Origin of the sequence: Isoptericola variabilis 225, from assembly GCF_000215105.1 — a bacterium.
Taxonomy (GTDB): domain Bacteria; phylum Actinomycetota; class Actinomycetes; order Actinomycetales; family Cellulomonadaceae; genus Isoptericola; species Isoptericola variabilis_A.
The window spans coordinates 1,691,672-1,704,556 of the sequence record NC_015588.1 but is presented as its reverse complement, the minus strand read 5'-3'; the positions used below and the strand labels follow the sequence as shown (position 1 = coordinate 1,704,556).

The 12,885-nt window shown below is 76.2% G+C and carries 14 protein-coding genes; 5 read left to right on the top strand and 9 right to left on the bottom strand.

The window, feature by feature from the left end; genetic code table 11:
* Nucleotides 1-238: 238 nt before the first annotated feature.
* Nucleotides 239-664, top strand: coding sequence for a hypothetical protein (locus ISOVA_RS07895; RefSeq protein ID WP_013838713.1), 426 nt, complete (start codon nucleotides 239-241; stop codon nucleotides 662-664).
* Here ISOVA_RS07895 and ISOVA_RS07890 read toward each other — a convergent pair.
* Entirely contained in the window at nucleotides 624-2,024 is a 1,401-nt protein-coding gene (locus ISOVA_RS07890; RefSeq protein ID WP_013838712.1) for an NAD-dependent malic enzyme, read from the bottom strand. The two genes, ISOVA_RS07895 and ISOVA_RS07890, sit on opposite strands and share 41 nt — an antisense overlap.
* Before the next feature lie 470 nt (nucleotides 2,025-2,494).
* Between ISOVA_RS07890 and ISOVA_RS07885 the strand changes: the two genes are divergently transcribed.
* Entirely contained in the window at nucleotides 2,495-3,181 is a 687-nt protein-coding gene (locus ISOVA_RS07885) for an MOSC domain-containing protein (RefSeq protein WP_013838711.1), read from the top strand.
* A 30-nt stretch (nucleotides 3,182-3,211) separates the two neighbouring features.
* On the opposite strand, the gene ISOVA_RS07880 is transcribed toward ISOVA_RS07885, so the two are convergent.
* Genes ISOVA_RS07880 through ISOVA_RS07870 form a run of 3 tightly spaced genes read right to left on the bottom strand, consistent with a single transcriptional unit; the run spans nucleotide 3,212 to nucleotide 6,494 of the window.
* Nucleotides 3,212-4,231, bottom strand: coding sequence for an LLM class flavin-dependent oxidoreductase (locus ISOVA_RS07880; RefSeq protein WP_013838710.1), 1,020 nt, complete (start codon nucleotides 4,229-4,231; stop codon nucleotides 3,212-3,214).
* A gap of 8 nt (nucleotides 4,232-4,239) precedes the next feature.
* Nucleotides 4,240-5,694, bottom strand: coding sequence for a SpoIIE family protein phosphatase (locus tag ISOVA_RS15500; protein ID WP_013838709.1), 1,455 nt, complete (start codon nucleotides 5,692-5,694; stop codon nucleotides 4,240-4,242).
* Nucleotides 5,691-6,494: an alpha/beta fold hydrolase gene (locus ISOVA_RS07870; protein WP_013838708.1), complete on the bottom strand. Its 804-nt coding sequence runs from the start codon at nucleotides 6,492-6,494 to the stop codon at nucleotides 5,691-5,693. The genes ISOVA_RS15500 and ISOVA_RS07870 overlap by 4 nt, the downstream gene beginning before the upstream one ends.
* A gap of 63 nt (nucleotides 6,495-6,557) precedes the next feature.
* Between ISOVA_RS07870 and ISOVA_RS07865 the strand changes: the two genes are divergently transcribed.
* Both ISOVA_RS07865 and ISOVA_RS07860 read left to right on the top strand, forming a co-directional pair.
* A complete protein-coding gene (locus tag ISOVA_RS07865; protein WP_013838707.1) occupies nucleotides 6,558-7,337 on the top strand; it encodes an alpha/beta fold hydrolase in 780 nt (259 codons plus the stop codon).
* Nucleotides 7,338-7,395: 58 nt separating this feature from the next.
* On the top strand, nucleotides 7,396-7,911 hold the full coding sequence (locus tag ISOVA_RS07860; RefSeq protein WP_013838706.1) for a GNAT family N-acetyltransferase: 516 nt from the start codon (nucleotides 7,396-7,398) through the stop codon (nucleotides 7,909-7,911).
* Here the strand turns inward: ISOVA_RS07860 and ISOVA_RS07855 are convergent.
* Nucleotides 7,877-8,434, bottom strand: coding sequence for an Lrp/AsnC family transcriptional regulator (locus ISOVA_RS07855; protein WP_081474830.1), 558 nt, complete (start codon nucleotides 8,432-8,434; stop codon nucleotides 7,877-7,879). The two genes, ISOVA_RS07860 and ISOVA_RS07855, sit on opposite strands and share 35 nt — an antisense overlap.
* A 142-nt stretch (nucleotides 8,435-8,576) precedes the next feature.
* Here ISOVA_RS07855 and ald point away from each other — a divergent pair, with 142 nt between their 5' ends.
* Nucleotides 8,577-9,686: an alanine dehydrogenase gene (gene ald / locus ISOVA_RS07850; protein ID WP_013838704.1), complete on the top strand. Its 1,110-nt coding sequence runs from the start codon at nucleotides 8,577-8,579 to the stop codon at nucleotides 9,684-9,686.
* 85 nt (nucleotides 9,687-9,771) lie between these two features.
* On the opposite strand, the gene ISOVA_RS07845 is transcribed toward ald, so the two are convergent.
* The 4 genes from ISOVA_RS07845 to ISOVA_RS07830 form a co-directional block, all read right to left on the bottom strand.
* Nucleotides 9,772-10,761, bottom strand: a complete 990-nt coding sequence (locus ISOVA_RS07845; RefSeq protein WP_013838703.1) for a ribonuclease Z — start codon at nucleotides 10,759-10,761, stop codon at nucleotides 9,772-9,774.
* Nucleotides 10,762-11,079, bottom strand: a complete 318-nt coding sequence (locus ISOVA_RS07840; protein ID WP_143762086.1) for a hypothetical protein — start codon at nucleotides 11,077-11,079, stop codon at nucleotides 10,762-10,764.
* A gap of 66 nt (nucleotides 11,080-11,145) precedes the next feature.
* Nucleotides 11,146-12,168 (bottom strand): UDP-glucose 4-epimerase GalE, encoded by a 1,023-nt coding sequence (gene galE / locus ISOVA_RS07835; protein ID WP_013838701.1) that lies wholly within the window; start codon nucleotides 12,166-12,168, stop codon nucleotides 11,146-11,148.
* Nucleotides 12,169-12,234: 66 nt separating this feature from the next.
* Complete coding sequence (locus ISOVA_RS07830) at nucleotides 12,235-12,855, bottom strand: FMN reductase (RefSeq protein WP_013838700.1); 621 nt, start codon at nucleotides 12,853-12,855, stop codon at nucleotides 12,235-12,237.
* Between the last annotated feature and the right edge of the window lie 30 nt (nucleotides 12,856-12,885).

Genomic DNA, 12,885 nt, shown 5'->3' with positions numbered 1-12,885 from the left:
GGACCTCGTCGATGCGGACCATGTTGCCGGCCGGGTCGCGGAACGCGCAGTCGCGCACGCCCCACGGCCCCGCCGGCCGTCCGCAGGCCCCCGGCGTCGCGCGGTCAGGAGCGGAAGAGGCCGGCGTTGAGGAAGTCGGCGCCGAAGGTGCCGTCGACGTCGGGCCGCACGGCGCGCAGCTCCACGGGTCGCAGGGGCGTGCACGAGCCGCCGGTGGTTCCGCGCCACGCTGCCGCGCGTGCCCTACCGTGCGTACCGCCCGCTGGTGCACGCGTGGCACGCCGCCGCGGTCGTCCGCGCGGTCCTGCGGGGGCCGCGCGCGGACCGTGACGTGCTGCTCGTGCACGACCCGGCGCCCCGGCCGCGCCGGCGCCGGCTGCTCGCCCGCCTCGCGACGGCGTGCGGCTGGCGGCCCGTGCTCGTCGTCGTCGACGTGCCGCGCACCGCCGCGCTCGACGGGCAGCGCGAGCGCGGCCGCGTGGTGGCCCCGCGCTCGTTCGCGGGTCACTGGCGGCGGTGGGCCGCCCAGCGCACGGCGCTCGCGCGCGGGGCGCGGGCGGAGGGCTGGACCGAGGTGCACGTGGTCGACCGGCGCACCGCCGGTCCGGCGCTTCGCGCGGTGCTCAGCGCCCCGCGGCCTGCCGTGGCGTGCTCGCGCCCTTGACCGCCTCGGCGACCGCCTCGGCCACGCGGTGGTCGAACACGCCGGGGATGACGAAGGCGCTGTTGAGCTCGTCGGGGGCGACGACGTCGGCGATCGCGACGGCGGCCACGCGCAGCATCTCGGTGGTGATCTCGGTGGCGCCGGCGTCGAGCAGACCGCGGAACAGGCCCGGGAAGGCGAGCACGTTGTTGATCTGGTTCGGGTAGTCGCTGCGGCCCGTCGCCACGACGGCCGCGGTCTCGGCGGCCTCGAGCGGGTCGACCTCGGGCGTCGGGTTCGCGAGCGCGAACACGATCGCGCCGTCGGCCATCCGGGCGACGTCCGCGCCGGTGAGGATGTTGCCGGCCGAGACCCCCACGAACACGTCGGCGCCGACCAGGCCGTCGCGCAGCGACCCGGAGAACCCGTCCGCGTTGGTGTTGTCGGCGATCCAGTCGCGGTGCGGGTCGCCGGTGCGCTCGCCCGCGTGCAGCGCCCCGCCGCGGCCGAACGCGACGATGTGGCGGGCGCCCTGGGCCTTGAGCAGCCGGACGATCGCGGTGCCGGCGGCGCCCACGCCCGAGATGACGATGCGCACGTCCTCGAGCGTCTTGCCGACGACCTTGAGCGCGTTGATCAGCGCGGCGAGCACCACGATCGCGGTGCCGTGCTGGTCGTCGTGGAAGACGGGGATGTCGAGCTCGGCGCGCAGCCGGGCCTCGATCTCGAAGCAGCGCGGGGCGGAGATGTCCTCGAGGTTCACGCCCCCGTACACGGGCGCGATGGCCTTGACGATGCGGATGATCTCCTCGGTGTCGGTCGTGTCGAGGCACACGGGCCAGGCGTCCACGCCCCCGAACTCCTTGAACAGCGCCGCCTTGCCCTCCATGACGGGCAGCGCCGCGGCCGGTCCGATGTCGCCGAGGCCCAGCACCGCGGTGCCGTCGGTGACCACGGCGACGGTGTTGCGCTTGATCGTCAGGCGCCGCGCGTCCTCGGGGTTCTCCGCGATCGCGAGGCACACCCGGGCCACGCCCGGGGTGTACGCGCGGGACAGGTCGCGCCGGGTCTTCAGGGGCGTCTTGGCCCGCACCTCGATCTTGCCGCCGAGGTGCAGCAGGAACGTCGAGTCGCTCCACTTCAGGACGTGCACGCCGTCGATCGCCTCGAGCGCCGCCACGACGCGCTCGCCGTGCTGGGCGTCGACCGTGTCGCAGGTGACGTCCACGACCAGCCCGTCGGGCGTCGAGTGCGCGATGTCGACGCCCATCACGGCCGCCCCGGCGTCCGACACGGCGCCGACGACGGTGCTCGTCGCGCGCTGGGAGGCGGGCACCTGCACGCGCAGGGTGACGGTGTAGCTCGGGCTGGGCAGTGCCACGGCGGATCCCCTTCGAGGCGGCGACGGTGCCACCGGTCAAGGTACCGGACCCGCGGCCCGGGGCGAGGGCGGCGTCCGGGACGCCGCGGCCGGCGGTCCGGCCGCGCCCCGCGCGCAGCACCCCCGCGGCCCCGAGCGTCAGGACGAGCGCGCCGGTGGGCACGACCAGCGGTCCGTGCGGGCCGGGGCCGGCGACCGTGAGCCACAGGAGCCCGGCGACGGCCGCCGCGTACGCGGCGGCGACGGGAGCCGTGCCCGCGAGCGCCTCGGTCGTCCCGCGGCCGCGCGGGCGGGCGGGGTGCTGCCGGCCGGTGCGGCGGCGTCGGGGTGCCCGTGCCTCGCCGCGCCCGGCGACGGCGACGAGCGCGGCGAGGGCGGCGGCGAGATGGGGGGCGCTCCGGCGAGCCGGGCCGCGGCGACGCGGGCTCGTGCGCCACCCGGGCCTGGGCCGTGCGCCGTAGGGTCGGGCCGTGACCACCGTCTCCGCGCTGCGCCGCTACCCCGTCAAGGCCATGGGCGGCGAGCCGCTCGACGTCGCCACGCTCGACGCCCGGGGCGTGACCGGGGACCGCTGGTACGCGGTGCGCGACGCCGACGGGCGGTTCGCCTCGCTCAAGGACACCCGCCGCTTCCGGCGGCGCGACGGCGTCGTCGCGTACACCGCGGCGACCGCGTCGGACGGGTCGGTGCGCGTCACCCACGCCGACGGCACGTGGACGGTGGGCGACCCGGCCCTGGACGCGCACCTGGGCGCCGCGCTCGGCGTGCCCGTCACGGTGGCGCCCGAGGGCGACGTGGCCCACCACGACGACGGGCGGGTCTCGCTCGTCGGCACCGCGTCCCTGGCCTGGTGCGCGCGCCGCTTCGGCGGGTCGGGCGACCCGCGCCGGCTGCGCGCCAACGTCGTGCTCGACACCGACGAGCCGTTCGTCGAGGAGGGCTGGGTCGGGCGCGAGCTGCGCGTCGGCACCGCGGTGCTGCGCGTCGTCGGGCGCGTGGAGCGCTGCCGCACGGTCGACGTCGCCCAGGACGGCGCCGAGCCGGGCGCGCCCTGGCTGCGGCCGCTCGGGGCCGAGCGGGACCTGTGCCTGGCCGTGTACGCCGACGTCGTCGAGCCGGGCACCGTCGCGCGCGGGGACGCGCTGCGGCTCGCCTAGCGCGCCCCCGCGCCCCCGCGGCGGCGCGGGTCAGCGCCAGCCGAGCTGCGGCGCGACGTGCTTCACCACGTTCTCGATGACGTGCGCGTTGTAGTCGACGCCGAGCTGGTTCGGGACGGTGAGCAGCAGCGTGTCGGCGGCGGCGACCGCCTCGTCGGCGGCGAGCTCGGCCACGACGTCGTCGACCTCGCCCGCGTACGTCTTGCCGAACCGGGCCCGGGTGCCCTCCAGCACGCCCACCTGGTCCGTGCTGGCCGTCTCGAGACCGAAGTACGCCCGGTCGCGCTCGTCGGTGAACGGGAAGATGCTGCGCGAGACCGACACGCGCGGGGTGCGCTCGTGGCCGGCGTCGGCCCACGCGTCGCGGAACCGCCGGATCTGCTCGGCCTGCAGCACGTGGAACGGCACGCCGGTGTCCTCGGTGAGCAGCGTCGAGCTCATGAGGTTCATGCCCTGCGCGGCGGTCCACTCGGCCGTGGCCCGGGTGCCGGCGCCCCACCAGATCCGCTCGCGCAGCCCGGGCGAGTGCGGCTCGAGGCGCAGCAGGCCCGGCGGGTTGGGGAACATCGGGCGCGGGTTCGGCTCGGCGAACCCCTCCCCGGTGAGCACCTCGAGGAAGCGGGCGGTGTGCCGGCGCGCCATGTCGGCGTCGGTCTCGCCAGGGGCCGGCTCGTGCCCGAAGTAGCGGAACCCGTCGATCACCTGCTCGGGCGACCCGCGGCTGATGCCGAGCTGCAGCCGCCCGCCGGAGATGAGGTCCGCGGCGCCGGCGTTCTCGGCCATGTACAGGGGGTTCTCGTAGCGCATGTCGATGACGGCGGTGCCGATCTCGATGCGGCTCGTGCGCGCCCCGACCGCCGCGAGCAGCGGGAACGGCGAGGCCAGCTGGCGCGCGAAGTGGTGCACCCGGAAGTAGGCGCCGTCGGCGCCGAGCTCCTCGGCGGCGACCGCGAGCTCGATCGACTGCAGCAGCGCGTCCGCCGCCGTGCGCGTCGCCGACTGCGGGTGCGGCGTCCAGTGGCCGAAGGACAGGAACCCGATGCGCTTCACGGCGCCATTCAACCCCGGTTCGCCGGCGCGCGCACCGGGGTCGGCCCCGGGGTGGGAGCGGGCCGCGGGTGCCACGTGAGGCCGAGCACGCACGCGTCGTCGCGCCGGTCCGCCTCGGCGTCGACCAGCCCTGCGACGAGCTCCGCGGCCGGCACCCGGCCGGCGAGGTGCGCCAGCCGGTCCAGGCCGTCGGGCAGCGACCGGTCCCGCCGCTCGACGACCCCGTCGGTGTAGAGCAGGACCTGCTCGCCCGGGCGCAGGCGCACGGTGCCCGCCGTGCGCGGGCCACGCGGCGACGGCACCCCGAGCGGCGCCGACCGGCCGTCCCACAGGTACTCGCCCGTGCCGTCCGCGCGGACCCGCAGCGGCGGCAGGTGGCCCGCGCACGCGTACGCGAGCGTCCCCGTGGCGGCGTCCAGCTCCGCGTACGCGAGGGTCGCGGCGAACCCGACGTCGCGGCGGGTCACGAACTCGTCGACGAGCCGCAGCAGGCCCGCCGGGCCCAGCCCGGGGCGGGCCAGCGCCCGCGTCGCGGTGCGCAGCTGGCCCATCGCGGTCGCCGCGTGCAGGCCGTGCCCGACGACGTCGCCCACCGCGACCGCGACCGTGGCGTCGTCGAGCGCGAACGCGTCGTACCAGTCGCCGCCCACCTCGAGCCCGCTCACGGCCGGGCGGTACTGCGCGACGACCGTGACGTCGTCGCGCACCGGCAGGTCCTGGGTGAGCATCGCGTGCTGCAGCTCGTGCGCGACCGAGACGCTCTGCTCGTGCAGCAGCGCCCGGTCGAGCGCGACGGCGCCCTGCCGGGCGACCGTCTCGAGGGCGTCCCGGTCGACGGGCTCGTCGCCGGGCCGCCCGTGCAGCGTCACGACGAGGGTGCCGTGGTCCTGCGCCTCGCCCGCGACCGGCACCGCCAGGCGCCCGTCGGCCGGGACGTCCGCGGCACCGGGTGGCACCAGCGCGGCCGCGGCGACGGCCGGGTGCGCCTCGACGGTCCCGAGCAGCGCCGCCCGCACGGCCTCGAGCCCCGCGGCCCGGGCGAGCGCCGCCGTCGCGTCCTGCACCCAGCGCAGCCGCTGCGCGACGCGCTCGGCCTCCGCGCGCGCCTCGAGCGTCGCGCGCTCGAAGCGCACGCGCTCGCGGGCCGTGACCAGCGCGACGTCGAACCCGTCGTCGCGCGTCGCGGCGGAGAGCAGCACGGGCAGGCGGCCCTGCGGCGCGCGCAGCTCGAGCGCGACCTCCTCCACGCGGCCCTGCAGCGCGAGCAGGGGCCGCACGTGCGTCTCGAAGTAGATCCGCCCGCCCACCGTGAGCAGGTCGCTCAGCGGACGGCCGACGACGTCGCCCGCCCCGGCCCACGCCAGGAGCGTCGCGTTGACGTCGAGGACCCGGCCGTCGGCGTCCAGGCGCGCCAGGCCCGCCGGGGCGGCGCCCCAGGAGCTCGCGCGCCCGGCGTCGCTCATGCCGCCAGGTACTCCCGCATCGCGGCGGTCAGCGCGTCCGGGGCGCTGAGGTTGGGGCAGTGCCCCACCGCGTCGATGAGCGCGAACCGCGAGCCGGCCAGGCGCTCGTGCACGTACCGGCCCACCTCGACCGGCGCGATGACGTCCTCGCGGCACTGGACCACCAGGCTCGGGGTGCGCACCGCGGCAAGGTCGGCCCGGTTGTCCGACAGGAACGTCGTGCGGGCGAACCGGCGCGCGACGTCGGGGTCGGTGCGGCAGAACGACGCCGCCAGCTCCTGGCCGAGCTCGGGCCGGTCCGCGTTGCCCATGATGAGCGGCGCGACCGACTGCGACCAGCCGAGGAAGTTGCCGTCCATGGTCTCGAGCAGCTCGGTGATCTCCTCGGCGGTGAACCCGCCGCGGTACCCGTCGTCGTCGACGTACCGCGGGCTCGGGCCCACGAGCACGAGGCGGTCGAACAGGTCGGGCCGGCGCGCCGCCGCGAGCAGCGCGATCGTCGCGCTCACCGAGTGCCCCACGAGCACCACGGGACCCAGGTCGAGCTCGTCGAGCAGCGCCACGACGTCCTCGGCGTACCCGTCGAGCGTGGCGTGCCGCTCGACGTCGTACAGCGCGGGGTCGGCGTCGCCCGCGCCCGCATGGTCGAACAGCACCACCCGGTGGGTGTCCTCGAAGCGGGGGGCGACCAGGCGCCACATCGACTGGTCGCAGCCGAAACCGTGCGCGAAGACCATCGCGGGGCCGTCCTGCGCCCCCGTGACCCGGACGTGGTGGCGCTCGCGCCGGCGTGCCGTCATCGCCCCACCCTATGGCGTGCCGCGGCGGTCGACCCGGCACGGCTCCTGACCTACCCTGACCGGATGATCCTCTCCCACGACGACGACGACGGCACCGGCCCGGCCGTCCTGCTCCTGCACGCGGGCGTCGCCGACCGTCGCATGTGGGAGCCGCTCGTGGCCCCGCTGCGCCACGCGTTCCGCGTGGTCCGCGCCGACCTGCGCGGCTTCGGCGACACCCCCCTGCCCGGCGGCGAGTACGCCGACGCCGACGACGTCGCCGCGCTGCTCGACCACCTGGGCCTCGACGACGCCGCCGTGGTCGGCGCGTCGTTCGGCGGCCGCGTCGCCCTCGAGCTCGCGGCCACCCACCCCGGCCGCGTGCGCGAGCTGGTGCTGCTGTGCCCGTCGGTGCGCGGGCTCGAGCCGACCGACGCCCTGCGCGCGTTCGACGTCGAGGAGGACCGGCTCCTGTCCGCCGGGGACGTCGAGGGCGCGGTGCGGCTCAACGTCGCCACCTGGCTCGGGCCGGATGCCGACGTGCCCGCCCGCGAGGCGCTCGCGGCCATGCAGCGCCGCGCGTTCGAGGTGCAGCTCGAGGCCGACGCCGGCGACGACCCGCCGCGCGCCCGGCGCCTCGACGTCGACCTGGCGGCCCTGCGGGTGCCGACCGTCGTCGTCTCGGGCGGCCAGGACATGGACCACCTGCGGGCGTGCGCGGCGCACGTGGCCGCCGAGGTCCCCGGCGCCGAGCACGTCGTGCTCGGCTGGGCGGGGCACCTGCCGGCGCTCGAGCGGCCCGACGCCGTGCGGGCGCTGCTGCTCGACGTGCTGCGCGACGACCCGGCCGTGCACGCCCCCTGAGACGCGCCCGGCCAGGCGCGCGGCCCGGCGGTGGGCCCGGCGGTGGCACGATGGCGCCGTGATCATCGCGACCGACTCCCCCGTGCGCGCCGACGTGCGCGCGCTGCTCGACGAGCACCTGGCCGACATGCACGCCACGTCGCCGCCGAAGTCGGTGCACGCGCTCGACGCCGCGGCGCTGCTCGCGCCGGGCGTCACGTTCCTCACGGCGCGCGCGCCGGACGGCCTGCTGCTCGGGTGCGGCGCGCTGAGCGAGCTGGCGCCGTCCGCGGCGGGCGCGCCCGGCCACGGCGAGCTGAAGTCGATGCGCACGGCCCGCACCGCGCGGGGGCGCGGCGTGGCCACCGCGGTGCTCGCCCGGCTGCTCGGCCTCGCGCGCGAGCGCGGCTACGCCCGGGTCAGCCTCGAGACCGGCTCGCAGGACTTCTTCGCCCCGGCCCGGCGCCTGTACGCGCGCCACGGCTTCGTCGAGTGCGGACCGTTCGGCTCCTACGTGCCCGACCCGCACAGCGTCTTCATGACGCTCGAGCTGGCGCCGGTCAGTACCAGCTCGCCCGCACGTGCCGGAAGATGAGGTTCGTCTCGGTCAGCGCCACGTCGGGGTTGACCGACAGGTTCTCGACGACGAAGTCGTTGAGGCCGTCGGAGTCCGGGGCCGCGACGTGCACGAAGAAGTCGTGCGCCCCGCCCAGCAGGAACACGTTGAGCACGCCCGGCAGCTCGGCGAGCTGGTGCAGGAACGCGGTCAGCCGTGAGCGGGCGTGGCCCTGCATGCGCACGGCGATGATCGCCTGCAGCGGCCGGCCCGCCAGCGCCGGGTCGACGTCGGCGTGGAAGCCGCGGATCACGCCCTTCTCGCGCAGGTGACGCACCCGCGTCAGGCACGTCGACGGCGCGATCCCGACCTTGGCCGCCAGGGCGTTGTTCGGCAGCCGCGCGTCGTCGGCGAGGGCCGCGAGCAGCCGGTGGTCGGTCTCGTCGAGCCGCACCGGCGCCGGCGCCCGCCGCTCGAGCCCCGAGTGACCCGCGACCCGGGTCCGAAGATCGTTCGGGCGCGGCGACGTCGGACCGCGCCCTGCCGAAGATCGCTCCGTCATGACGGCAATCTACCGAACGATCCACCGCATCATGGCGAGCAGGCGAACTTCCCGGTCACACTGGAGGTGAGCGCGGTCACACACCGCGCGACGTCGACGTGCCGGCCACGAGCCGGCCACGGACCTGGAAGGGGTCTCACGCATGGACATCGGTGTGCCGAAGGAAGTGAAGAACCACGAGTACCGCGTCGCGATCACGCCCGCCGGCGTGCACGAGCTCACCGCGCACGGGCACACCGTCACGGTGCAGGCCGGCGCCGGGCTCGGGTCCTCGATCACGGACGCCGAGTACGCCGAGGCCGGCGCCACCGTCGTCGCCACCGCCGACGAGGCGTGGGACGCCGAGATGGTGCTCAAGGTCAAGGAGCCCGTCGCCGAGGAGTACCACCGCATCCGCGACGGCCAGGTGCTGTTCACCTACCTCCACCTCGCCGCCGACAAGGCGCTCACCGAGGAGCTCCTCGCCCGCGACGTCACCGCGATCGCGTACGAGACCGTCCAGACCGAGACCGGCGCGCTGCCGCTGCTCGCCCCCATGTCCGAGGTCGCCGGCCGCCTGGCACCCCAGGTCGGCGCCGCGACCCTGCTGCGCGCCGAGGGCGGGCGCGGGATCCTGCTCGGCGGCGTGCCCGGCGTCGCCGCGGGCCACGTCGTCATCATCGGCGCGGGCGTCTCCGGCATGAACGCCGCGCGCATCGCCGTCGGCATGGGCGCGCGCGTCACCCTGCTCGACAAGAACGCCGACGTCCTCAAGGCCGCCGACCGCGAGCTCGGCGGGCGCGTGCAGACCCTCGCGTCCAACCGGCTCACCCTCGAGCAGGCCGTCCTCGACGCGGACCTCGTCATCGGCGCCGTGCTCGTGCCCGGCGCCAAGGCGCCCGTGCTCGTGTCCAACGAGCTCGTCGAGCGCATGCGCCCCGGCTCGGTGCTCGTCGACATCGCGATCGACCAGGGCGGCTGCTTCGAGGACTCCCGCCCCACCACGCACGCCAAGCCCACCTTCGACGTGCACGGCTCGGTGTTCTACTGCGTGGCCAACATGCCCGGCGCCGTCCCGCACACCTCGACCTACGCGCTGACCAACGTGACCCTCCCCTACGCGGTGGCGCTCGCGGACCACGGCTGGCGCGAGGCCATGCGCGCCGACCCCGCACTCGCCCGCGGCCTCAACACGCACGACGGGCACGTGACCAACCCGGGCGTGGCCGAGGCGCACAGCCTCGAGCAGGTCGCCGTCTCCGACGTCCTCTGATTTCCTTCGGTGCTGTGGGCGTGATTCCTGGCCCGGTTCGTCCGGATTATCCGGACGAACCGGGCCAGGAATCACGCCCACAGCGTCAGGGACGGGCGGGACGGCGGCGGCGGGGCGGCAGCGGCACGCGGTCGAGGTCGCGCGCCACGGTGAGCCCGCCGTCGAAGACCTCGCGCGCCTCGCGCTCGAACGCCTGCGGCAGCTCGTCGGGCACGCGGTAGCGCTGCGAGAAGTGGGTGAGCACGAGGTGCCGCGCGCCGGCCTCGGCCGCGACGATCGCGGCCTGCCGGGCCGTCAGGTGCGCCCACCGCTCGGCGAGGTCGGCGTCGCGGTGCAGGAACGTCGACTCGATGACGAGCAGGTCGACTCCGTCGGCGAGCTCGCCGACGGAGTCGCACATCCGGGTGTCCATGACGAACGCGACCGACTGGCCCGGACGGTGCACGCTCACCTGCTCCAGGCGCACGACGCGCGCGTCCTCGAGGGCGAGCACGCCCTCGCGCTGGAGCCGCCCGACGTCGGGCCCCGGCGCGACCCCGGCCGCGGCCAGCAGCGCCGGGTCGAGCGTGACGCCGTCGGGCTCCTGCAGCCGGTAGCCGAGCGCGTCGATGCGGTGCTCGAGCGGGCGGGCGGTCAGCGTCGGGGCGCCCGCCGTCGAGCCGCCGCGCTGGCCCGGCACGGCGGGCACGGGCACGGCCTCGCCCGGTGCGGCGGTCAGCGGCTGCAGCACCACGCGCTCGTGGTGGTCGAACGCGCTGGCGTCGAGCAGGTGACGGACCCACCGCTCCCCCGACGCCGGGAAGCACACGGGCACGACGTGCGGCACCTGGTCGCCCGAGATGCGCTGGGCGACCCCGGCCAGGCCGAGCGAGTGGTCGCCGTGCAGGTGCGTGATGGCGATCCGGGTCAGGTCGGTCGCCGAGATGCCCGCGAGCGTGAGCTGGCGCTGGGTGCCCTCGCCGGGGTCGAACAGGATCGTGGTGTCGTCGAAGCGCAGCACGTACCCGTTGTGGTTGCGCTCACGGGTGGGCACCATGCTCGCGGTGCCGAGGACGACGAGCTCGCGCGCCGACACTCAGGACGCCAGCGCCCGCCCGACCGCCCGGACCAGCCCGCTCGTGTCGAGCGCGCCGGCGCGGTAGCGCTCGAGCGCGCCCGCGAGGGCGTCGCCGGCACCTCGTCGTGCCGGCGACGCGTCCCGGGTGCGCCACACGCTGCGGTCGAAGACGGCGGTGCGCCGCGCGGGGCCGCGGAACAGGTGGTCGGGCAGGTGGTCGGGCAGGTGGTCGGGCGCCGTGGAGGCGGCGTCCCGCTTCGGCAGCCCGGCCAGCACGGACGGCCGGTACCGGACGCCCGGGTCCCAGCGTCGCTGCGGTCGGTCGTCGTCGAGCACGGTCACATCGTCGCGCCCGGCGGGGCGTCCCGCAAGGTCAGGGCCCCGCCGGCGCCCGCGACGGCCTCAGGCGTCGGGGAAGCCCTGCGGGTTGGCGGACTGCCAGCGCCACGTGTCGGCGCACATGTCGTCGATCGTCCGGGTGGCCTCCCAGCCGAGCTCGGCTCGCGCGCGGGTCGGGTCCGCCCAGAACGCGGGCAGGTCGCCCGCCCGGCGGGGGCCGATCTCGTACGGCAGCTCGCGGCCGACGGCGCGCTCGAACGCGTGCAGCAGCTCGAGCACGGACGTCCCGGAGCCGGTGCCGAGGTTGTAGGCCCGCACGTCGGTCGCCATGGCGTCGAGGTGGTCGAGCGCGGCGACGTGCCCGGCGGCGAGGTCGACGACGTGGATGTAGTCGCGCTCGCACGTGCCGTCCGCGGTCGGGTAGTCGCCGCCGAAGATCGTGAGCCGCTCGCGGCGGCCGACGGCGACCTGCGCGAGGAACGGCATGAGGTTGTTGGGGATGCCCTGCGGGTCCTCCCCGATGCGTCCGCTGGGGTGCGCCCCGACGGGGTTGAAGTAGCGCAGGAGCGCGACCTTCCACCCCGGGTGCGCGGCCGCGACGTCGGCCAGGACGCGCTCGATCATGACCTTGGTCTGCCCGTACGGGGAGGCCGACACGAGCGGCTCGTAGTCCTCCTGGTAGGGCACCGGCGCCTTCTCCCCGTACACGGTGGCCGAGGAGGAGAACACGAAGCGGCGCACGTCGTGCTCGGCCATCGCGGCCAGCAGGGAGAACGTGGCGTCGAGGTTGTTGCGGTAGTACTCGAGCGGCCGGGCGACGGACTCGCCGACCGCCTTGAGCGCCGCGAAGTGGATGACGGCGTCGAACCGCTCGGCGGCGAACAGCTCGGCCGTGGCGGCGGCGTCGGTGAGGTCGACGCGGTGCGCGGGGATCTCGCGGCCGGCGAGCTCGGCGAGCCGCGGCACGACGGTGGGCTTGGCGTTGACGAAGGAGTCCACGACGACGGGGTCGTGGCCCGCCTCGACGAGGGACAGGACGGTGTGGGAGCCGATGTACCCGGCCCCGCCGGTGACGAGCACGCGCATGGCGCCCACCCTAGCGTCGCCGGCGGGGCCGTCGCGGCGGCGTCCGCGGGCCCCGCCGGCGGCGGCTCAGGCGCTGCCGAGCAGGTCGGAGAAGCTCGGCGCGTTCGCGAACGGGTCGGCCGGTCCCTCGTTGCGGCGGGCCGCGACCCGCTCGGCGAGCTCGCGCCCGGCGCGCTCGATGCGTCGCGGCAGCGGGTTGACCCGGTCGCCCTCGCCCGCCCAGTCGTCGGTCGCCGCGAACACGCTCGTGGGCACGACGTCGGCGTGCAGGTAGGTGAACAGCGGGCGCAGCGAGTACTCGAGCGCGAGCGAGTGCCGCGGCGTGCCGCCCGTGGCGCCGAGCAGCACGGGCATGCCCGTGAGGGCGTCCGGGTCGACGATGTCGACGAACGACTTGAACAGCCCGGAGTACGTCGTGGTGAACAGCGGGGTGACGGCGATGACGCCGTCGGCCCGGGTCAGCGTCTCCATGGCGCGGGCCAACTCGCCGGTCGGGAAGCCCGTCAGCATGGCGTCGACGACGGCGTGCGCGTGGTCGCGCAGCTCGACGTTCTCGACGCTCACGCCGTGGCCGCGGGACTGCAGCTCGCGGGCCGCGGCCGCCGACAGGCGGTCGGCGAGCAGGCGGGTGGACGACGGCTGGGACAGGCCGGCGGAGACGACGACGAGGGTGCGGTCGGTGCTCACGAGGCTCCTTCTGCGGGTGCGGAGGGCGGT

Bases quoted from the DNA above. Each gene is read 5' to 3' on its own strand.
- ISOVA_RS07855 (WP_081474830.1), bottom strand. From the start codon at position 8,434: ATGACGGAGCGATCTTCGGCAGGGCGCGGTCCGACGTCGCCGCGCCCG.
- galE (WP_013838701.1), bottom strand. From the start codon at position 12,168: ATGCGCGTGCTCGTCACCGGCGGGGCCGGGTACATCGGCTCCCACACC.
- ISOVA_RS07865 (WP_013838707.1), top strand. From the start codon at position 6,558: ATGATCCTCTCCCACGACGACGACGACGGCACCGGCCCGGCCGTCCTG.
- ISOVA_RS07870 (WP_013838708.1), bottom strand. From the start codon at position 6,494: ATGACGGCACGCCGGCGCGAGCGCCACCACGTCCGGGTCACGGGGGCG.
- ald (WP_013838704.1), top strand. From the start codon at position 8,577: ATGGACATCGGTGTGCCGAAGGAAGTGAAGAACCACGAGTACCGCGTC.
- ISOVA_RS15500 (WP_013838709.1), bottom strand. From the start codon at position 5,694: ATGAGCGACGCCGGGCGCGCGAGCTCCTGGGGCGCCGCCCCGGCGGGC.